Source organism: Clostridium sp. AF27-5AA (assembly GCF_003478415.1).
GTDB lineage: Bacteria > Bacillota > Clostridia > Lachnospirales > Lachnospiraceae > Otoolea > Otoolea fessa.
Genome location: NZ_QUFH01000019.1, coordinates 1 through 21191 on the forward strand (window position 1 = coordinate 1; position 21191 = coordinate 21191).

Genomic DNA, 21191 nt, shown 5'->3' on the forward strand with positions numbered 1-21191 from the left:
TTGTCCTCCATCATAATGCCGTCGATCACATCCCCGTTGAGCAGCTTCTTTTCGTCCAGCTCACGCATACGCTTTGCCTGCGCCTGTGAAGGCGAGGACTGCTGGCTGTCAATGGCGACGGCGATATAGTTCTGGTTCTTCTTGCCGATATAGGAAAGCTCCACCGCCGTAGTAAAGCCCAGCTTTTTTTCATCCATCAGCTTCATCAGGTCGGGAACCAGCTCATTGAGCCGGATATACCGCTGCACCTGCTTGACCGCCATCTTATTGCGCTCGGCTACAATTTCGTTGGAGCGTTTTCCTGCGTCCTTCGGGACAATCTGGCCCGAAGTGCGGGAGCCCTGGTGCTTGATGGCCTCAAGCTGCATTTTCAAGGCTTTGGCCCGCTCACTGGGGAGGATTTCTTCACGCTGGTTGAGATTGTCCTCGACCATCTGCGTGATGGCTTCATCGTCCGTCAGATTGCGAACAATACAGGGCATATCCGCATATCCGGCAAGCTCGCTGGCCTTCTGGCGGCGGTGGCCGGACACGATCTCATAGCCGCCATCCTCACGGGGACGGACGATAGCAGGCTGGGTAACGCCCTTGTCCTTGACGCTGGACACCATAGCCCGCATTTCTTCATCGTCTCGGACTTCAAAGGGATGGTTCTTGAAGGCGTGGAGCTCGTTCAGCTTGATATAGACGATCTGCTCCTTGCCCCGGCGTGGTGCATCCTTCGGCTTCTCGGGTCCCTTCGGAGCGGAAGCGGCCTGTACCGTTGGAGCTGCTTTTTTCTCCGGTTCCTTTTTGACCGCCTTTTCCGGTTTCTGTGCGGGGGCTTTGGGCTTCGGGGCTGCGGCCTTGTCCTTATCTGCTTTCGGGGGACGGCCCCGGCGCTTTGGCTGTTCCGGCTCTTTGGGTTTTTCCTCCGCTTTCTTCGGAGCCTCCGGCTGCTTTTCCGGTTTTTCCGTTTTTGCCGGGTCAGGCTTTTCCACGCCGGGAGCTGCCGCCCGTTCCTCGGCTTTCTTTTCCTTCATAATTTCAGTGAAGTTATAGACGGAAACCTGCGGGTTCTTTACCTCCGGTTCCGTCTTTTTTTCCGGCTCCGGGGAAACGGAAACCTTCTCCGGCTCTTTTGGGGGAGTAGGCGGTGTTTCTTTGCCCGGTCCGGTATCCGTTACCGGCTGTTCCGGCGTTTTTGTGGTTTTATCATCTGCCATAAGCATTTACCTCCTGTTTTTTGGCATGAAAAAAGGGGCTCAACTTTTCAGTCAAGCCCCCGTGGGAAGTTCCTCCTTTCTCCGCCATGATACAAAAATACCGCCCGTAGTCTCGTTTGGGCGGTACTTTGTGTAAGATTGGCAGTCCATTATTAAGTTTTTTATTATGTTCCCTTTGTACACCGTTGCAAGTGATGAACTATGAAAAAAGAGTTGCTGAAAATATAAAATATTGAAAAATCGCTTTTGCGACAGGCTGGTTTGTGGTATGATGATTGGTAAGACATACGTGCAGATATATCATATGTGCGTTTGAAAGCCAGGTGCCGGATGGCGCAGGCAGGAAATTGAGAGATAGAGGACGACTAAATGAAGAGATGGAAAATAGCAGGCATCTGTCTGGCGGTTGCGGTAGCAGCAGCGGCATCTGGATGCGGAAAAAAGACAGGGACTGAGACGACCGCAGCAGAGAGCACGGCAGCAGAGACAGAGGAGTATGTCGCAGAGAGCAGCGTGAAGCTGGGCGAGTACAAAGGCATCGCTGTGACCGTGACCGAGGCATCCGTGACGGACGAGGAAGTAGAAAACCAGATTCAGCAGGTGTTGAATTCAAAGGCCGAGTACCGCGAGGTAGACCGGGCAGCTCAGATGGGCGATCAGGTCAACATTGACTATAAGGGGCTTTTAGACGGCGAGGCATTTAAGGGTGGTACCGCTGAAGGATATGATTTGACGCTTGGATCCGGCAGCTTTATCGATGGATTCGAGGATGGGCTGGTCGGCGCTGTGAAGGGCGATCAGAAAGACTTAAACCTGACCTTCCCGGATTCGTATCCGAACAACCCGGATCTGGCAGGTAAGGAGGTTGTATTTGAGGTAACGGTCAATGCGGTCAAGGAGCGCTCCGTTCCGGAACTGACGGATGAGTTTGTTGCTTCCGTATCACCGGATGATGGAACCGTGGAGAAATACCGTGAATCCACCCGTGAGAACCTCTTAGAGCAGAAACAGCTCTCGATTGACAATCAGAGAGATACGGATATTCTGAATGCGGTTGTGGACAATTCAGAGGTTGTATGCTCGACTGCATCGATCGACGAGGCATATGATACACAGTTAAAGGCATACACCAACATGCTATCCTCCTACGGCGTCGATCTGGCGACCTATGCGGGCATGATTGGAAGCGATGAGGACAGCTTCAAGCAGGAGATCCGCCAGGAAGCCAAGGAAATGGCGAAACAGTCCCTCGTTTTAAATGAGATTGCGAAGCAGGAAAATATCACGATCGACGATTCGGACAAGGAAGCACTGGCGAAACGCTACGGCTACGAGAGCCTGAAGACGATGCTTCAGAATGACAACATCGATCAGAAGATGGTGGACGATACGGCACTGATGCAGAAGACACTTGATTTTCTGGTAGAAAATGCCAAGATCACCGTCAGCACTGAGGAGAACAATGCGGCGCTGAATACAGAAGCAGCCGAGGACGAGGCGGAGTAGAAAGCGTCTCATAAAAATACAGATAAGGGGATAGACATATGCAGATTTTATACGACAGAATCCGTAAAGATGGAATCGTAAGAGCAGGAAATGTATTGAAAGTGGATCGTTTCCTGAATCACCAGATGGATATTCATCTGTTCCAGGAGATCGGCAAGGAGTTTAAACGCCGTTTTGAGGGTGAGGAGATCAACAAGATCCTGACGATCGAGGCGTCGGGTATTGGTATTGCCTGTATCGTAGCCGAATATTTTGATGTTCCGGTTGTATTTGCCAAGAAAACAAAGACGAAAAATATTGCCGGAGAAGTGTATACAACGAAGGTTGAATCGTTTACCCATGGCACTGTATATGATATTATTGTGTCCAAGGAGTTCCTTGGAAAAGGCGATAAGGTTCTGGTTATCGATGATTTTCTGGCAAAGGGCAAGGCATTAGACGGTCTGACCACTTTGATTCAGGATTCGGGAGCAGAATTAGTTGGTGCGGGCATTGTCATTGAAAAAGGTTTTCAGGACGGCGGCAAACGCATCCGTGATAAGGGCATCCGCGTTGAGTCACTGGCGATCGTAGACAGCATGAATGCAGAGACCGGGGAGATCATATTCAGAAATGAAGATAAATAAAAAAGCATTGTTTTTTGATATTGATGGAACATTGTTTAGTGAAAAATTAAGGCAGGTACCGCAAAGCGCGGTGCTTGCCTTAAAAAAAACAATGGAAAAGGGAAATTTGACATTTATTAATACGGGGCGGACCTGGTGCCAGACGTCCAAAATCCGGGAGGAAGCGCCGGTAAACGGGCTGCTCTGTGGCTGTGGTACCTATATTTCCGTGGATGGAAAGACACTCTATGACCAGAGAATTTCGCCGGAACGGGCGGAGAAACTGAAAGAGGATATTCTGCGGTTCCGGATGGATACAGTGATGGAGGGCGTGGACGCCTGCTTTTTCCGGCCAGATGGGGTGCAGACCGAAACGATGCGGGCGATCCGCTCGATTCTCGACCAGAGCGGCTCGGTTTCGGCGAAGAACTGGTCGGATCCGTCCTTTTCGATCAGTAAATTTTGCGTGGCAGTCGGAGCAGACAGTGATCCGGCGGGATTTTTTGAGACACTTCGGGATTTTGAGGTGATTGACCGGGGCGGCGGCTTCTATGAGTGTGTGCCGATGGGGCATTCTAAGGCGAGTGCGATCGAGTGGATTTTGAAGCAATATGGGATCGCGCTGGAGGACGCGTGGGTCTTTGGAGACAGCATGAACGATCTGTCGATGTTCCAGTATGTGCCGAATGCGGTTGTCATGGGAAAACACGATGCCGGGCTGGAGTCGTATGCGACGTTTACGGCGAAGACCGTGGAGGAAGATGGGATTTACCGGGCGATGGAAGAGCTGGGGCTTTTGTAAGGAAGCAATGGTTTGGTGTTTGATATATATGTATAAAGAGTGAAATTTGTGTGGATGTGTGGAGTTCAGAGAAACATCCTGTGGAGAGAAGTTTAAGGAAAGATTGACCTGGTGGATGTCTGAGACTTGAAATGCTCAAGATTGTGGATAGTTGAGACAGAACTAGAATGAAAGGGTGTTGGATAAAGATATATGAATTATGAGAAATCGGAAAAATATGAAGTTCTCAAGCGGTATTTCGGATATGACAGCTTCCGCGAAGGACAGGAAATACTGATTGACGGGATTCTTGATGGGCGTGATGTGCTGGGAATCATGCCGACGGGCAGCGGAAAATCACTGTGTTATCAGGTTCCGGCATTGATTCTTCCGGGAATCACGCTGGTGGTGTCACCGCTGATTTCTCTGATGAAGGATCAAGTCACGGCACTCAATCAGGCGGGCGTCCATGCGGCGTATCTGAACAGTTCGCTGACGACGGCACAGTATTATAAGGCGCTTGGGTATGCGCGCGAGGGGCGTTATCCAATCATTTATGTGGCGCCGGAGCGTCTGATGACGGAGACATTTCTTGATTTTGCGATGCACGTGGATATTGCGATGCTGGCGATCGATGAGGCGCACTGCATTTCCCAGTGGGGACAGGATTTCAGACCGAGTTATTTGAAGATTGTTGATTTTATCGAGAAGCTGCCGAGGCGTCCGGTGGTCAGTGCTTTTACGGCGACCGCGACCAAGGAGGTCCGGGACGATATCATCGACATTTTGCAGTTACAGAATCCGGTGATGCTGACGACGGGATTTGACCGGAAAAACTTGTATTTTGCAGTGGAGACGCCGAAGGACCGCTATGCGGCAATCCGGGCATATCTGGAGGCGCACCCGGGGCAGGGAGGGATTATTTACTGTCTGACCCGCAGAAATGTTGAGGAGATCTGTGAGAAGCTGATCCGGGATGGATTTTCAGTGACGCGTTACCATGCGGGACTTTCCGATGCAGAGCGGCAGAAGAATCAGGATGATTTTATCTATGACCGGGTTCCGGTGATGGTGGCGACCAATGCGTTCGGCATGGGAATCGACCGGTCGGATGTACGGTTTGTCCTGCACTGCGGGATGCCGAAGAACCTGGAAGCCTACTATCAGGAGGCAGGACGTGCCGGGCGTGACGGCGAACCGGCGGAGTGCATCCTGTATTATAGCGGGCGGGATGTGGTGACGAACCAGCTCTTTATTGAGCGGAACCAGGACAATCAGGAGCTTGACGACTATACGCGGCAGGTGGTGCTGGAACGTGACCGGGAACGCCTGAAAAAGATGACATTTTATTGTTTTACGAATGAGTGCCTGCGTGATTATATCCTGCGGTATTTCGGCGAATATGGAAGTAATTACTGCGGAAACTGTTCGAATTGTATGACGCAATTTGACACGATCGACATTCAGGCGGCGGCAGAGAGTCTCTTAGGCTGTGTGCAGTCGTGCGGACAGCGCTATGGAACAACGGTGATTCTCGACACGGTGCACGGGGCGAATACGGTTAAGATCCGCAATTACCGGATGGATGAGAATCCGCATTATGGGGAGCTGGCGAAGGAGAGCGTCGTGCATCTGCGCCAGATGTTTAACTTCCTCCAGGTGGAGGAGTATCTGTTTGTCACGACGGATGAGTATTCGATTGTCAAATTGACGGAAAAAGGTGCTGCTTTCCTGGAAGCACCGGAACCAATCGAGATGAAGATGGCGAAGGAGCGGGAGAAACAGACAGCTGGAAGCAGCAAAAAGAGCCGCCGGGGCGCGAAACTTCCAGCCGGGGCAGACGAATTTACGGAGAAGGAAGAGACGCTCTTCGAGGCACTCCGCGCGCTGCGCCGCGAGATCGCATCCGAGGGAAAAGTGCCGCCGTATATCGTATTTTCTGATAAGACGCTGACGCATATGTGTATTTTAAAACCGGTCACGAAAGCGGAGATGCTGGAGGTGTCCGGCGTGGGTGCGTATAAGTTTGAAAAATATGGAGAACGGTTTCTGGAGTGCGTGCGGAAGTTCTTAGAGTCTTAGTATCGGGTGTGTGTTCTGTTTGTGAGTGAAAAATGCCTGAAGAAAAGACAGAAAAATAAAAAAATATACATATGATGACAGATTTTAGCTTGTTAAACGCCACATTTTCTAGTATAATAAGGGTATCAATCCATGGATGGAAGTGACTGTGAACATGGAACTTTTAGAAGCAGTTTCAAACATTTATGAACACCTATTTAGATGGAGAAGGGGGCGTTTTTATGGAGAAAAGTTATACAAAGATCTACACAACTGGAGCGACAGTACCGTTAAAGATTCGTCCAGGACATTTCGCAACAAACCATGCACATATCAATTATTACATTGATGTGACGACCCTGAAAGCGAGAACGAAAGAGGCGGAGGAAGTTGCACAGGCGCTGGTTGGCATGTATCTGTATGACACTGTGATCGACACGATTGTCTGCATGGAGGGCACGGAAGTTATCGGTGCTTTTCTGGCGGAGGAGCTGGCAAAGGGCGGTTTTCTCTCGACGAACGCGCACAAATCTATCTATGTAATCAGCCCGGAGTTCAACAACAACAGCCAGATCATTTTCCGTGACAACCTGATTCCGATGATCCGCGATAAACACGTGATGATCCTGATGGCATCCGTGACGACGGGACGCACCTTAAATAAGGCAGTTGAGAGCATCCAGTATTACGGTGGTATCTTACAGGGCGCATCGGCGATTTTCAGTGCGATGGATTCGCTGGATGGTGTGCCGATCAAATCAGTCTTTGGCAAGAAGGATTTACCGGATTATACGTATTCAGATTACCGTGACTGCCCGCTCTGCAAGGCAGGAAAGAAGATTGATGCGCTGGTAAATACGTTTGGATATTCGCCGATGGGGTGATGCGGCGATCGGAAGCTGCTTCGTTTGATGAATACAGGATTTGTAAAAGCCGGATCGTTGAAATGAAACGCGATCCGAATGCGGGTGCTGCATGGCAGCATAGAAAGCATTGTTGAGAAAGAGATAGATTTTACAAGGTTTGAGAACAGATAGTGGATACCGCAAAACCACAGAATCCGTGCACTGACCTGTCAGAAATAAGAAGATGGGGAGCAGAGGGATGTGAGGTTTTGCGGTATCTCTTTTTGTGTCAAAGGTGCCAAGGCACATTAATGAAAAAAATAACAGAAACAAGAATAAAGAAGGGAAAGAAAGAGGGATAAAAATGGATACACAGCAGATGTTTCAGGAACTGGATCGCCTTTATGCACAGGGAAAACTGGACGAAGCGGAAGAGAAAATGATGGGCTGGATGAAGGAAGGGCTGGATTCAGGGAACAAAAGCCTCTGCCTGATGATGTGCAATGAGATGGAAGGACTCTACCGGAATACCGGACGAGTTGCACAGGCAGTCGATATGGCGGATATGGCACTGTCCCTGATTGCGGGGATGGGACTGGATGGTTCGATCCACCATGGAACGACACTTTTAAATGCGGCAACTGCGCGCCGGATGGCAGGAGATGTGGAGAAAGCGCTTTCCCAGTACCGGGAGGCGGAAGCGATTTTTAAGAATCTTGGAAAAACGGATGGCTATGAGATGGCAAGTCTCTACAATAATATCAGCCAGATTTATCAGGAACAGGAGGAACATGAAAAGGCGCTGGAATCGCTGGATAAGGCGCTGGAACTGATTAAAAAGATGGAGAACAGCGAGGCGGAGGTGGCAACGACCCATGTCAACCGGGCGCTATCCTTGATGGCGCTGGGACGGCTGGATGAGGCAGACGAGGAGTTAAAGGAAAGCCTGACCTTTTATGCGTCCCCGGAGGGCGTGCAGTCGGGACACTTTGGTTCGGCGCTGGCAGCAGCCGGGGAGCTGGCATGGCGGCGCGGCAATTATGATCAGGCGATCGGGCTGCTGGAAAAAGCACTGATGGTAACGCAGTCCCGGTTTGGCGAGAGCGATGCGTGCGCGGTGATCCGCCAGAATCTGGAGATGATCAAAAAAGAAAAGGAAGAAAAAGGTATTACCGGAGTTGCAGACAAGAAGGAAGACAAGGGCGGAAACCCGAGCCACTGTGCGAGCTGTCAGTTCAAGGATGCGAAATTCTGAGACAGGACAAGAAAAAAGCGTTTTTTGAAAAGTTTTCAGATGGAAGATTTGATAAAAAGCGTGCAAGAAACGCGCATGAAAAAAAGATACTGAAAATAGAGAAAACGTAGAAATAGAAAAAACCATAAAATCAGGTAGGGGGATCAGATGCAGGGACTAGAACTGGCAAAACGATACTATGAAGAAGTTGGGCGTCCGATGCTGGAGCGGGATTTTCCAGAGCTTCTGCCGCGGCTGGCGGCGGGGCTGGTGGGCGAAGGTTCGGAATGCCTGGGATTTGACGATGCGATATCGCAGGATCACGATTTCGGGGCAGGTTTTGACCTCTGGCTTTCGGCGGAAGATTATAACCAGTACGGGAAGGCGCTTCAGGATGCTTACGACCGTTTGCCGGGGGAGTTTGCGGGCATTCCGGCACGGCTTACAAGTGCGCGGGGCGGCGGACGTGTCGGTGTGTTTGAGATAGGGGCATTTTACAGCCGTTTTATCGGGATGGAACAGCCGCCAAGGAGCTTGATGCGCTGGCTGCATCTGCCGGAGGATAAGCTGGCGGCAGTTACAGGCGGGGCAGTTTTTGAGGACGGACTGGGAGAATTTTCCGCGGTCCGCGAGGAGCTTCGGAAGTATTATCCAGAGGATGTCCGGATCAAGAAGATCGCGGCGCGGGCAGCGAAAATGGCGCAGTCGGGACAGTATAATTATGGCCGCTGTATGCGGCGGGGGGATACGGTTGCGGCGATGCTGGCGCTCGATGAATTTGTGCGGCAGGCGATTTCGATGGTCTATTTACTAAACCGGACGTATATGCCTTACTATAAGTGGATGTTCCGGGGAATGGAAAAATTTCAGATATTGCCGGAGGTGGCGGAAAAAATCCGGGAGCTTTCGGTGATGGGAGATACGAGCGAGATGTGGAAGCCGCCGTTTCCCCCGGGATGGAATCCTTATGTAAACCAGTTGGATCCGCGTGTGGGTCGGATTGAGAAAATCTGTCAGGCGGTAGTTGGGGAACTGCGAAAACAGGGACTGACTGACAGCCGGGATGCATTTCTGGAAGCGCACACGTGGGAGATCATGAAACGGATTCAGGATCCGGAGCTGAAAAAATGTCATGTGATGGAAGGATAAGCCGCGGATAGACACATCAAAATGGGAACGCGCATGGACTGTAAATGAAAGAAAAGATGCAGGAAATTGATTTGGAAGGGATCTGGCAAGCGAAAGGGAGGACAGCGTATGACGAAACAGGAGAAAATAGAGAAACTGATTCAGATGGAGTGGGAAGATTTTCAGAAAGTTAATAACGAGGGCGGACGTGCTTCTTGTCAGGACGATCCGGAGACATTTTTTATCATGCGACGAAGCCATTTTGCACCGTGGACAGAGGAACTCATCGACTGCGTGCTGGCGGATATGAACCGCGCCCATGAGCAGGGGCGCAATCTGGTAATGGAGAAATATGCGTGGATGATGGCGAGCACCGCACCGGAGCAGTTTAAGAAACTGCATCATTTTCTGATTGATCCGACGCTGGCGGGCGAACAGTGGAGTGATGCGATCGTGAAACAGCAGCTTGCTTGGATGGAAGAGTACCAGGCGAAATATCCGGTGCTGGCGTCTGGAAACCGGCTTCTCTACAGTTCTGAAGATACGCCGTATGATACTTCCTTCCAGACGTACCTGCTTGGAGAACTGCGGACTTACTCGGACAGCACCCTGCATACGTACTGGCAGTTTATCAATGACCTGAAAAAGGAAGGAAAGAGTCTGGCACTTCTGACGATGGAGGCGGAAGTGAAGGCATATGGATATGAGGGGCTGGATGCGGCGGAGAAGGCGCTCTCTAAATAAAAATTAGAAGGATGTATATTCGAAAATTTATGGCAATGATTTCGAAAAAGTGAATGTATAATAGCTAATATACAAGGTAAGTTGAAAAAAATCGGAGAGAATGAATGATCAAAGTTCCTCTCCGATTTTCTTATATCAGCACATTCTTTGTTTCCAATTTTTACGAAAACCGCCGAACCACCCGCATCACCTGTTCCACAGTATCGCTCAGATTCTTCCGGGCGGATGCCGGTTCCATTGCTTCTTCCAGCGAGCAGATGGAGCGGAGAATTGGGAAAAAGGCGTCGATTCCGGCATCGTTACACTGGATGGCATCTGGGGTGACGCAGCCGGAGAAGGCGAAGACGGGCTTGCCGTATTTTTTAGCCAGTCTGGCGACGGCGATGGGGGCTTTTCCCATAGCAGTCTGTCCGTCGAGACGACCCTCACCGGTGATGACGATATCGCTGTCCTGGATGAACGATTCCAGAGAAGTTTCTTCCAGCACGATCGAGGCGCCCGGTTCCAGGACAGCGTTCATATAGCTTAAAAAGGCAAATCCGAGACCTCCGGCGGCACCCGTGCCGGGAACCGTTGGATCGGCGTGTGGAAATTGCCGGGCAGTAAGGACGGCGTATGCCTGCATCCAGCGATCCATATTTACGATATCTTCCCTGGAAGCGCCCTTTTGCGGACCATAGACGGCACTGCAGCCATTTGGACCGCAGAGCGGATTGGTGACATCGCAGGCGATCCGGAAGCTGCACGCGGACAGTTCGGGAAGAACGGAGCCGGTACGGATGGAAGAAAGCTCTGACAGTCCGGCGGCACCAGGGGAGACGGGCGTTCCGTCTTCTTTGAGAAATTGATATCCCAGCGCGGAGAGCATGCCGAGTCCGCCATCGTTGGTGGCGCTGCCGCCGATGCCAATCAGGAAACGCCGGCAGCCTTGGCGGATGGCGTCAAGGATCAGTTCTCCGACACCGTAGGTGGTAGTGCGGAGTGGATTGCGTTCCGCAGCAGCCAGGAGCGGAAGTCCGGAGGCAGCAGCCATCTCGATCACCGCAAGCGGTTCGCCCTGTCCCGGTGAGGTGAGAATCCCGTAGTCGGCTTGAAGGGGGCGTCCGAGCGGATCGGAGACGGAGATGGTGCGGATCCTGCCGCCCAGTCCTTCCGTCAGGGCATCCACGGTTCCCTCGCCGCCATCTGCCAGAGGGCGCACGAAGACCTCTGCCTCGGGATAGACGCGGAGAATGCCGCCTTTGGCGGCGTTTCCGGCTTCCATCGAGGCCAGACTTCCTTTCAGGGAATCGATTGCAACCGTAATTTTCATATGAGGTTCCTCCTTTTTGGTGTTTTGGATCCGATTCATTGTTACTTTCAGATGGAAATTGAAACTTTTCTTGACAGCTATGCTTCTTTTTATTATAATACTATTGGACACTGGATACAATATTGGATGCTCCATTTTAAGAAACAAATTTGGCATTTATCTCATGTTTGAGATAGCCAGACGAGCGACAGGAGGTACCGATATGAGTAACTTAACAATCAGACCAATCAACACTGGTTTCGTGACGATGATTCCGAAACAGTATCTTTACCACCATTCTACGGTGGCATATTATCCCGATGCTTCCGATCGGGAGGAAGAATACCCAGTTTTTACGTATCTGGTAGAGGGCGGAGACAAACTGCTGCTTGTGGATACAGGCATGGCATACACAGAGCGCGCCGATAAATACCACCATCATGGATCATATCAGCCGGAGGGCATGGCGATCGCGGATCAGCTTGCAAAGATCGGATATAAACCGGAGGATATTGATATTGTAGTGTTTACCCATCTGCACTGGGATCATTGCTTCTATATGGATAAATTCACGAATGCGAAATTTTATGTAAACAAGAAGGAATACGAATTTGCGATGGATCCAATCCCGCTCTATTACAAATCATACGAGGCGCCGCAGCTTGGCATTACCCGCCCATTTGAGGGAATCAAGATGGAACTGCTAGAAGGCGAGGCAGAGATCATGCCGGGCGTGCGCGTATTTGAGACGCCGGGACATTCCATCGGGCATCAGTCGGTTGAGATCGACACGGCAGCGGGCAGATATATTTGCTGCGGTGATGCAATTTTCATTATGGATAATACGAAACCGATTGAAGAGATTCATTATGATATTACGCCTCCGAACCGGTTTTCAGATATTGTCTCCGCCTGGAAGAGCATCGAACTTATCAAAGCCCGGGCAGAGAGTCTGGATAAGATTCTGACCTGTCATGACCGCGAGATGTTAGATCGGGTTTCGAAAACACCGATCCTTGGTCTTTAAGACGAAAGGCAGGTGAAAGAAGAAGTTCGTGAGACTTCGAGAAAATGGCAGTGGTTGGGGTAATTGCAAGCTGTGACACGAAATATCATGAAGTACAGTTTGTACAGAAAAAAATAAAAATGAGCGGAAACAGTCCGCTGATACTCGATGTCAGCACGGGACCGCATATTCCGATGCGCGCAGATGTCAGCCGGGAGGAGATTCTGGCAATGGGTGGTTATACCTGGGAGCAGGTGCACGCGATGGACAAGAGCGGTGCGATCGCAGCGATGACGGAGAGTATTTCCAAGATGCTGTTAAAACTCGTCGGGGAGAAAAAGATTGACGGCGTGATGGGAATGGGCGGACTGCAGAATACGGTCATGTGTTCTGCGGCGCTGCGCCTGCTTCCGATCGGATTTCCGAAGATTATCTGTTCCACGATCGCCAGCGGATACCGGTATTTTGACACGGTTGTGGGCGACAAAGATATCATGGTGGTTCCGTCGATCGTTGATTTTGCCGGTATGAACCCCGTTAATGAGGCGGTGTTGGGAAATACAGTCAGCGCCCTGATTGGCATGGTAACATATGGGGGAAAACGGATCGATACACATGGGGAAAAATATATCGCGACAACGCTTATGGGGATTACGAATGATACCGTGATGCGGGCATCCGACGAGCTGACGGCGCTCGGCAGGAAGATGATCAGCTTCCATTCGACCGGAATCGGCGGCCGGGTGATGGAGTCGATGATCCGCGAGGGCGTTATTTCAGCCGTTATGGATCTCTCACTGCATGAGATGACAGCGGAATATTTGGGTGATTACGGATACAGCAAGGGTGCGGATAACCGCCTGTGTGCAGCAGCGGAGATGGGGATCCCGGCGCTGATCTGCCCGGGTGGCATTGATTTTGCGTGTCTGAGGAAAGAGGAACTTTTAAAAGATGAGGAAGATCGGGGGTACGTATGGCATAATCAGGATTTAACACATACGCGCCTGTATGAGAGCGAAATTCTGGATATTACACACACGATCGTGGAACGACTGAATCGTTCCAAGGGAAAAACGGAGGTCATTCTCCCGATGGGAGGACTGCGGACAATGAGTTATCCGGGGGAATTTTTCTATAAACCGGAGACAATTCAGAAGATGCGTCAGATTTTCGAGGCGGATCTGAAGCCGGAGATTGTGTTTAAAGCGTATGATCTGAATTTCTGTGATCCTGAATTTGCGGATATCTGCGCACAGGAGATGGAAGCGCTGCTGAATGAAGCGGAGGGCAGCAGAAAGGAGAGCGCATGAAATATCAGGAATACAAAGAGCTGAGCGATGCGATGGAACAGGCGGCTCACAAATTTTATCAGCTCCGCTATCAGATGAGCAACGGCGGAAATCTGAGTATGCGTGCGCCAGGGCATGACTGGATGCTTGTGAAGGCGACGGATGTGGCGTTTGACGAGGTGTGCGCGGACACAATTGTTGTGACGGATTTTGACGGAAACTTGATTGAGGGCAATCGGAAACCATCCAAAGAAGCTCTTTTGCACGGTGCGATCTACCGGGAGCTCCCGGAGGTGTGCGCGATCATGCACTGCCATTCCCCATATGCGACTGCATGGGCGGATAAGCATGAGACGCTTGATTTTTCGACGCACCATTCGGAAATGAAGCTGGGCGGAAATGTGCCGGTGTTTGACACCCATTCGTATGCCGTTCCGAAGGAATATTTCCCGATGATTCTGGAAGAGTTCCGGAAAAATAAAGAGATGAATGCATTCCTTCTGCGCGGTCACGGTCAGGTGACGGTGGCAGGGACGATGCGCGAGGCAGCTTATCTGGCGGAACTTGTCGAGGAGACGGCGCAGATTTCGCTGTTGGCGGGTAGATAAGAAAAGCAGAAAAAAGTAATAGGCGGTGAACGCAGAGAGACAGGAACTGCGCTCATCGCCTTTTGTAATTATACGGCTGTCGATGCTTGGTAGGTGTTTTGTCTTTAAGAAAAATTGGCTTGGCGTCCAACACATTCGACAACATCTTTCAGATGACCGTAGATCGCCTGTTTGGTGGCGTCGATATCGCGGTTTTTCAGTCCCTGGATGATCTTTGCATGCTCGGACAGAGTATCGTTGATGCGTCCCTCCAGAGAGTAGTAGATGGATTTGAAGGAATCACATTTATTCCAGAGTCCCTGCAGGATCTCAACGGTGTCGTCGCAGCCGGAGAGCTCACAGAACCGGGTGTGAAACTGGCGGTCCAGCTGCATAAATTCCTTCGAATTATTGGAAAAATCGAGCATTTTTAAACTAATCTCTTCCAATTGGCGGATATCGTCATCACTTGCCCTGATACAGGTTCTGGCGGCGCAGTACTGCTCCATCAGGATACGGATGTCGTAGATTTCCGTCAGACGTTCCTTGGAGAGCTGGAATACGACTGCCCCACAGTGCGGTTTCGTGATCAAAAGTCCCTCTGCTTCCAGACGTTTGATTGCGTCGCGGACCGGGGTGCGGCTGACTCCAAGTGTTTTGGTGAGGCGTTCCTGGGCGATATGTTCGCCTGGCTTAAACTCACCTTGAATAATTGCATTTTTGACCCAGAGATAGACTGAGTCGGAAACGGTTGTATATTGAATAATTGGTTGTGTCTGATCCATAAACCATGGCTCCTTTTAAATTTCTTTATGATTATTATAACCGAAAAGAAAAGGAATAGCAATAAAATTGGATAATGTATCCAATCTGAAACTAAAATATTGTTTAAACTGTACAGAATGATGTTTATATAAGAAAGTTTATTGACAAAACAGACAGGTGGTGTTAGAGTAATAGTATCAAATTGTATCCAATATCCGGTGTCCAACGGAGAGGCGAAACAAAAAAGAAACGCAGAACGTGAAAAAGAGAAAAAGAAAGGAAGAAGGAACATGAGGAGAAGACGATTTGTGGCATTAGGTTTAGCAGCGATAATGGCAATGACGGCAATGACGGGATGCGGTGGAAGGTCATCCGCGAAAACAGACAGTACAACAGGCGGCGATAAAAAACAGGCAGAAGCAACCAGCGGAAAAGAAAAGATTACACTTCGAATTGGATCCGGACATTCGGAATCCAACCCATGGATCACAGCGCTGGAAGATTATTTTGTGAAAAATGTATCGGAGAGAGTCAGTGAAGAGACAAATTATGAGATCGACTGGGTTAAATCCTACGGCGGTTCTGTTATCTCCCTGGGAAATGAGTTGCAGGGCGTGCAGGATGGTCTGGTCGATATCGGATGTACGATTCTTGTATTTGAGGCATCCAGACTTCCGTTACAGGATATGGTTTACAGTATGCCGTTCTCCTGCTCCGATCCGCTGATTGTGGCAGAGACGATCAAACAGATGTATGAGAAATATCCGGAATTCACTTCGATTTATGAAGACAGCTACAACCAGAAGTTCGTCGGAATCGGTGTATCGGATCCGTATGGATTCTTCAGCACGAAAGAAGTTAAGTCTCTGGAAGATGTAAACGGAATGAAGATCGGCGCGGCAGGCATCAACCTCTCCTGGATCGAGGGCTCTGGTGCAGTCGGCGTCCAGACTTCCTTAAATGATACCTATCAGAACTTACAGACGAATGTATGTCAGGCGACGATTCAGCCGACCCATTCCTGTGTCAACTTAAAGGTATATGAGGTAGCGCCGTATTATCTGGACGCAAACTTCAACGTAGTTCCGTTCAATGCAATTACTGTCAATATGGATACCTGGAATGACCTGCCGGAGGATGTACAGAACATCATTTCCGAGGTTGGCGAGGGCTATCTGGACTATGAGTCTGAGTATATCAATACGATTCACGAAGAAGATATCAAAGCACTGGAAGAGCAGGGCTGTACCGTTACAACTCTGAGCCGTGAAGAGCAGGAAAAATGGGCAGCAAGTCTTCCGGATGTTGTCAATGGTCTGGTAAAGAGCCTTGACGACGCTGGGTACAATGGTTCCGAGATCGTGGAAGATTATTATGAGATTCTGGAATCTCAGGGTGTAGAGAGAGTACGCGACTGGAAGATCAGCGAGTAAGAAAATTGAAGGGAGCGGCTTGTCGCAGAGGAGAGTGTGAGCCGTGTGAAAAGTTCATCGGGACATACAGCGAAGGTATGTCCCGATGTGTTCAGAAAGACAGAGAAAGAACAGACAGAAGAGAGAAAAGGTGGGATGATATGTCAGTCCTTAGAAAATTAGATCGGTGTCTGGAACGTTTTTTGAGTATTATGGATGGAATTGCAGCGATCTCAGTATTTGGAATCATGATTCTGATTACAGCGGACGTTCTAAGCCGATTGATATTAAATAAACCGTTCGCGGGAACGGCGGAAATTGTCAGCAGCATTATCATTATCGTATGTTTTCTGGAGATTCCGTATGTAGCAGTTAAGGGAGCCCATGTCCGGACAACTATGCTGTATGATAAGGTCGGTGTAAAGGGAAAACATGTGATCGATATTGTAGCAGCGCTGATTGGTGTTTTGGTGTATGCATTTATTATCCGGGCAAGCTGGGGAAATCTGTTAAATGCAATTTCGATTCATGAAGCGGAGATAGCCGGATCGGTCCGTATCACAACGGTTCCGGGGCGTTTTTCCATTATATTCGGTTCCGCGCTGATGATTCTGGAATTTATCAACCAGATTATAAAGTATACGTATGAATTAGTTACAGGAAAAAGCTTTGCAGAAGGGGGGAAGGCAGAATGAGTACAGGAGCAGTAGCAGCACTTTCACTGATTCTTTTGCTGGCGCTGATTTTCTTTGGTGTTCATCTGAGCACATCCCTGATGTTTACCAGTGTGCTCAGTGTATTCCTTTTCACGGGACGTTTTTCAACAGCGATGAACGTGCTAAGCCAGTCGGCGTGGGGCGCGGTCCGGCAGTATATGTTCGGCGTTATTCCGCTGTTTGTCTTGATGGGACTTCTGGCGAACTTATCCGGCGCCAGCCAGGATTTGTATGATTCAGCCAGCCTTTTATTAAAGAAAGTCCGGGGCGGCGTCGGAATCGCGACGGTTATCGCCAATGCGATTTTCGCAGCTATCACAGGTGTTACGGTTGCGTCAGCGGCTGTTTTTACGAAAATTGCACTTCCGCAGATGCTTCGTCTGAAATATAACCGTAAGATCGCGCTGGGAACGATCTCTGGCTCTGCGATCTTAGGTATGTTGATTCCTCCGAGTCTTCTGATGATTGTCTACGGCTCGCAGGCGGACGTATCGATCGGCAAGTTGTTTGTGGCGGCGGTTATGCCGGGTATTCTGATGACGATCGCATTTATCATCGTCATTTTGACGGTCGCACATATCAAACCGGATTATATTCCGGAGGTAGAGGAGCTGACTGAGTATGAAAAAGAAAATTTCTGGAAAATTGTGCTGCGTCCGTGGCCGATTGTTCTTCTGATTATCATCTCCCTCGGAGGTATCTGGTGTGGATTCTTCACTCCGACGGAAGCAGGCGGAGTCGGTGCGTTCGGCGCTTTCCTGATTGTGATTTTCCGGAAGCGATTCAACCGCAAGGAGTTCTGGGAGACGCTTTTATCGGCAGGTTCAACCTCCGGCAGCGTCCTGATTCTTCTGGTATCGGCATCCACATATTCCAAGACGTTGTCCATGTGCGGTGTCATCAATGTACTCCGGGATCTGGTAGAAGGTTTCAGCATCCCGCCGATCGGAATCGTTTTATTATTTATCCTGATTCTGATGGTACTGGGATGTATCCTGGATTCTACTTCGATTCTGCTTTTAACGACGCCTCTGATGTGCCCGATTATGGCAGATTTAGGCTATGACTTAGTATGGTTCGGTCTGGTTATGATCATTGCGATTGAAACCGGTATGATTACGCCTCCGTTTGGCATGAACGTATTTACCGTTAAATCGTCCCTGTACGGAATGGATGGCATGGAGGGGATCACAGTCAACGAGATTTTCGCCGGTTCGATGTGGTTTTTGGCAGCGATCATTATTGTCGATTTGATTTGTATTTTCATTCCGCAGATTGTATTATTCCTGCCGAATGCGATGTAATAGGAAAGGAGAAGTGTATGGCACAGATTAAGATTCCGAAAGAGAAAGTTGCGATTGTTTTGATTGAACCGCAGAATGACTTCTTGTCCGAGGGCGGAACGATGTACGCCCACATCAAGGAGCAGCTCGCCGAGCGTCATGTCATCGCCAATCTTCAGGATTTACTGGAGAAGGCGCGAGGTCAGGTGGCAAAAATCTTTTACTGCCCGTTCCATCCGTTTGATCCGGGATTTCCAGAGCTGAAAAAGGGTGGTCCGGCGTGTGAGGGTCTGCGTGGAATCGAGATGGATATGGAAGCAGACTGGGGAACCGGCGCATGGTTGCGCGGCACACCGGGACCGGAGATTATCAAAGAATTGACTCCGCAGCCGGGTGATGTGGTGGTTGAAGGCAAGAAAACGCTAGACGCGTTCCATTCGACTGGTTTGGACTATTATCTGCGGGCAAATGAGATCGAGTATGTAGCATTTACTGGTTTCCATACCGACTGGTGTGTAGAGTCATCGGCGCGTTCGGCGTATGATAAGGGCTACCGTGTCATCGTTATCAACGACTGCACCGCGACCGATACGCAGGAAGAGCAGGATTTCTGTGAAAAATGGATTTTCCCGAAGATTGGAAAAGTCATGAACCATGAGGAATTTCTGGAGGCGCTGGAGTAGCCAGAATGTGAGCGTGGCAGAGCTTTGAAATAAAAAAACGAAAACATCCCACGGGATTGCCGGAAGTAGCAGTTTCGTGGGACTTTTTTTGTCTATCGATGAAAATGTTGATTTTACATGTTTTTATTCAATTTTACATAAATAAGATAGTTACGAAGAACTCTGCCTGTTGTGATGCAAAGTGAAAATAGATTTCGGCAGAATCGAAGCAGCGGGACTGTACGGAAAAATACATGATGGAAACGCCTCTTTGTTGGTAGATCACATTGTCGTCGGATGATCAGAAAGTGTTGTAGTTTCTATTTTCGTTGTTAAAACAACTGAAAAAATGTCCCAAAGCATGTATACTCCTTCTTGTAAGCGGCACAATACATATGAATGGCAGGAGAGACTAGAGGCATGCTTGTCCATATGCAGAGAGTGGATGCTAGAAATATGGACATGCAGTATAAGCCGGAGAAAAAAGGAGAAATGAGCGTATGAGCAGAGAGGTAAATCCAAGAAAAGCGGCAGTCATCGGGTGCGGATTTGTGGGTTCAGCAACGGCATTTACACTGATGCAGAGCCGGTTGTTTTCGGAGCTGGTTCTTTTGGATGTTAATATGGAAAAGGCGGACGGCGAGGCGAAGGATATCGCGCACGGGATTCCGTTTGCGGGGCAGATGAAGATTTATGCAGGTACCTATGACGATGCGGCGGATGCGGCGATCATCATTATCACGGCGGGGGCGAACCAGAAGCCGGGGGAGACGCGGCTTGACCTGGTGCAGAAGAATACGGCAATTTATCAGAGTATCATCCCGGAGATTGTAAAACGCGATTTTGGCGGGATTCTGCTGATCGTATCGAATCCGGTAGATATTTTGACGTATGTGGCATTGAAACTGAGCGGGCTGCCGGAGAACCGGGTGCTCGGTTCGGGTACGGTGCTTGACACGGCACGGCTTAAATATGCGCTGGGCGAACACCTGGGCGTGGACAGCCGGAGTGTACATTCGTTTATCATCGGTGAGCACGGGGACAGCGAGATCGCGGCATGGAGCAGTACGAATGTATCGGGCATTCCGCTGAACGATTTCTGCGAGATGCGCGGGCATTTTAACCACGATGCGGCGATGGACGCGATCGCGGAGAAGGTCAAAAACAGTGCTTACGAGATTATTTCGAAAAAACAGGCGACGTATTACGGAATTGCGATGTCGGTAAAACGTATCTGCGAGTGTATCGTCCGCAATGAGCGCTCGATTCTGCCGGTGTCTGCGATGATGCACGGGGAGTACGGCATCGAAGACATCACGCTGAGTATGCCGGCGATCGTGGGAATCGGGGGTGTGGAGACGCATGTGCCGATTGCATTGAGTGAGGAAGAGGCGGAGAAGCTGGTGGAGTCGGCTAAGAAACTGAAAGAGGTAGCGAAAGGGCTGATAGAATGATGCCAGATGGGCTGCCGTACATTGGCACGGCAGCCCATCTGAACCAATCGGTTTTACTATAAAATTCTTTTCTATCAGTAAAGGCCATCTTTTAGGACAATAAGCGGGAATCCTCGGCAATTCAATTACCGAGATGAAAGCGCAGGAGTGTGCATATCTGCACAATGCAAATAGTATAATAATTCTCATCCTTTGATGGTAATGCCGTAACCGGCATACAATAAAAACGAAAATATGTTCGAATAATAATTGCGTATTACACTTCAATATGATATACTATATGTATGAAAGGAAATCTGATACATTATAGAACTTGCGTGTGTAATATTAACTACCATATGGTTTGGCCGGTGAAATACAGACGGAAGATATTAACCCCAGAAGTTGAGAAATACCTACAGGAACTCGTGCAGCAGATAGCTGACGATAAAGGTTTTACCGTTCATTTATTTGAATGTGGTGAAGGTGATCATGTTCACTGTTTTGTATCAGCTCCACCAAAGCTGTCAATAACAGCCATTATCAAGTATCTGAAGGGGATCACAGGCAGGAAATTATTCGAACGTTTTCCGGAAATAAGAAACCAGTTGTGGAAGGGAGAACTGTGGAACCATTCC

20 protein-coding genes are annotated in these 21191 nt (G+C 49.5%); 17 read left to right on the plus strand and 3 right to left on the minus strand.

Going from position 1 to position 21191, the window contains the following annotated elements; all coding sequences use genetic code 11:
- On the minus strand, positions 1–1211 hold a 1211-nt coding region (locus tag DWY89_RS13765; protein WP_118524768.1), incomplete at its 3' end, for a ParB/RepB/Spo0J family partition protein.
- Positions 1212–1574: 363 nt separating this feature from the next.
- Here DWY89_RS13765 and tig point away from each other — a divergent pair.
- From tig to DWY89_RS13810, 8 genes are all read left to right on the plus strand, one after another.
- The gene (gene tig, locus DWY89_RS13775; protein ID WP_107000635.1) at positions 1575–2711 is read left to right on the plus strand and encodes a trigger factor; all 1137 of its coding nucleotides are present in this window, start codon (positions 1575–1577) and stop codon (positions 2709–2711) included.
- A 38-nt stretch (positions 2712–2749) separates the two neighbouring features.
- The gene (locus DWY89_RS13780) at positions 2750–3337 is read left to right on the plus strand and encodes a xanthine phosphoribosyltransferase (RefSeq protein ID WP_118471362.1); all 588 of its coding nucleotides are present in this window, start codon (positions 2750–2752) and stop codon (positions 3335–3337) included.
- Positions 3324–4118 (plus strand): HAD family hydrolase, encoded by a 795-nt coding sequence (locus DWY89_RS13785; protein ID WP_233430207.1) that lies wholly within the window; start codon positions 3324–3326, stop codon positions 4116–4118. The genes DWY89_RS13780 and DWY89_RS13785 overlap by 14 nt, the downstream gene beginning before the upstream one ends.
- Positions 4119–4310: 192 nt before the next feature.
- A complete protein-coding gene (gene recQ / locus DWY89_RS13790; RefSeq protein ID WP_118524766.1) occupies positions 4311–6179 on the plus strand; it encodes a DNA helicase RecQ in 1869 nt (622 codons plus the stop codon).
- Positions 6180–6400: 221 nt separating this feature from the next.
- Positions 6401–7042: a hypothetical protein gene (locus DWY89_RS13795; RefSeq protein ID WP_022359975.1), complete on the plus strand. Its 642-nt coding sequence runs from the start codon at positions 6401–6403 to the stop codon at positions 7040–7042.
- 325 nt (positions 7043–7367) lie between these two features.
- Positions 7368–8258, plus strand: a complete 891-nt coding sequence (locus tag DWY89_RS13800) for a tetratricopeptide repeat protein (RefSeq protein WP_118523890.1) — start codon at positions 7368–7370, stop codon at positions 8256–8258.
- A gap of 147 nt (positions 8259–8405) precedes the next feature.
- Positions 8406–9386 (plus strand): DUF4037 domain-containing protein, encoded by a 981-nt coding sequence (locus DWY89_RS13805; protein WP_118523889.1) that lies wholly within the window; start codon positions 8406–8408, stop codon positions 9384–9386.
- 108 nt (positions 9387–9494) lie between these two features.
- Positions 9495–10109: a DUF4125 family protein gene (locus DWY89_RS13810; protein ID WP_118524767.1), complete on the plus strand. Its 615-nt coding sequence runs from the start codon at positions 9495–9497 to the stop codon at positions 10107–10109.
- A gap of 160 nt (positions 10110–10269) precedes the next feature.
- Here the strand turns inward: DWY89_RS13810 and DWY89_RS13815 are convergent, their stop codons facing one another.
- On the minus strand, positions 10270–11421 hold the full coding sequence (locus DWY89_RS13815; protein ID WP_118471354.1) for a glycerate kinase: 1152 nt from the start codon (positions 11419–11421) through the stop codon (positions 10270–10272).
- 202 nt (positions 11422–11623) lie between these two features.
- Here DWY89_RS13815 and DWY89_RS13820 point away from each other — a divergent pair, with 202 nt between their 5' ends.
- Genes DWY89_RS13820 through DWY89_RS13830 form a run of 3 tightly spaced genes read left to right on the plus strand, consistent with a single transcriptional unit; the run spans position 11624 to position 14303 of the window.
- Positions 11624–12427, plus strand: a complete 804-nt coding sequence (locus DWY89_RS13820) for an N-acyl homoserine lactonase family protein (RefSeq protein WP_118469510.1) — start codon at positions 11624–11626, stop codon at positions 12425–12427.
- 44 nt (positions 12428–12471) lie between these two features.
- Complete coding sequence (locus DWY89_RS13825) at positions 12472–13716, plus strand: Tm-1-like ATP-binding domain-containing protein (RefSeq protein WP_118523050.1); 1245 nt, start codon at positions 12472–12474, stop codon at positions 13714–13716.
- A complete protein-coding gene (locus DWY89_RS13830; RefSeq protein ID WP_118471348.1) occupies positions 13713–14303 on the plus strand; it encodes a class II aldolase/adducin family protein in 591 nt (196 codons plus the stop codon). Before DWY89_RS13825 ends, DWY89_RS13830 begins: the two co-directional genes overlap by 4 nt.
- Before the next feature lie 104 nt (positions 14304–14407).
- Here the strand turns inward: DWY89_RS13830 and DWY89_RS13835 are convergent, their stop codons facing one another.
- On the minus strand, positions 14408–15067 hold the full coding sequence (locus DWY89_RS13835; protein ID WP_107000626.1) for a GntR family transcriptional regulator: 660 nt from the start codon (positions 15065–15067) through the stop codon (positions 14408–14410).
- A gap of 288 nt (positions 15068–15355) precedes the next feature.
- On the opposite strand from DWY89_RS13835, the gene DWY89_RS13840 reads away from it, so the two are divergent.
- From DWY89_RS13840 to tnpA, 6 genes are all read left to right on the plus strand, one after another.
- The gene (locus DWY89_RS13840; protein ID WP_243022040.1) at positions 15356–16480 is read left to right on the plus strand and encodes a C4-dicarboxylate TRAP transporter substrate-binding protein; all 1125 of its coding nucleotides are present in this window, start codon (positions 15356–15358) and stop codon (positions 16478–16480) included.
- 140 nt (positions 16481–16620) lie between these two features.
- Positions 16621–17154 carry a TRAP transporter small permease gene (locus DWY89_RS13845; RefSeq protein WP_107000625.1) on the plus strand — a complete coding sequence of 178 codons (534 nt, stop codon included), beginning with the start codon at positions 16621–16623 and terminating at the stop codon, positions 17152–17154.
- Complete coding sequence (locus DWY89_RS13850) at positions 17151–18479, plus strand: TRAP transporter large permease (RefSeq protein WP_022359989.1); 1329 nt, start codon at positions 17151–17153, stop codon at positions 18477–18479. Before DWY89_RS13845 ends, DWY89_RS13850 begins: the two co-directional genes overlap by 4 nt.
- A gap of 17 nt (positions 18480–18496) precedes the next feature.
- Positions 18497–19141, plus strand: a complete 645-nt coding sequence (locus DWY89_RS13855; RefSeq protein ID WP_022359990.1) for a cysteine hydrolase — start codon at positions 18497–18499, stop codon at positions 19139–19141.
- A gap of 479 nt (positions 19142–19620) precedes the next feature.
- On the plus strand, positions 19621–20574 hold the full coding sequence (locus DWY89_RS13860; RefSeq protein WP_022359991.1) for an L-lactate dehydrogenase: 954 nt from the start codon (positions 19621–19623) through the stop codon (positions 20572–20574).
- Between the two features lie 284 nt (positions 20575–20858).
- Positions 20859–21191 (plus strand): IS200/IS605 family transposase (gene tnpA / locus DWY89_RS13865; RefSeq protein ID WP_243022841.1); only part of this gene is annotated, 333 nt, incomplete at its 3' end.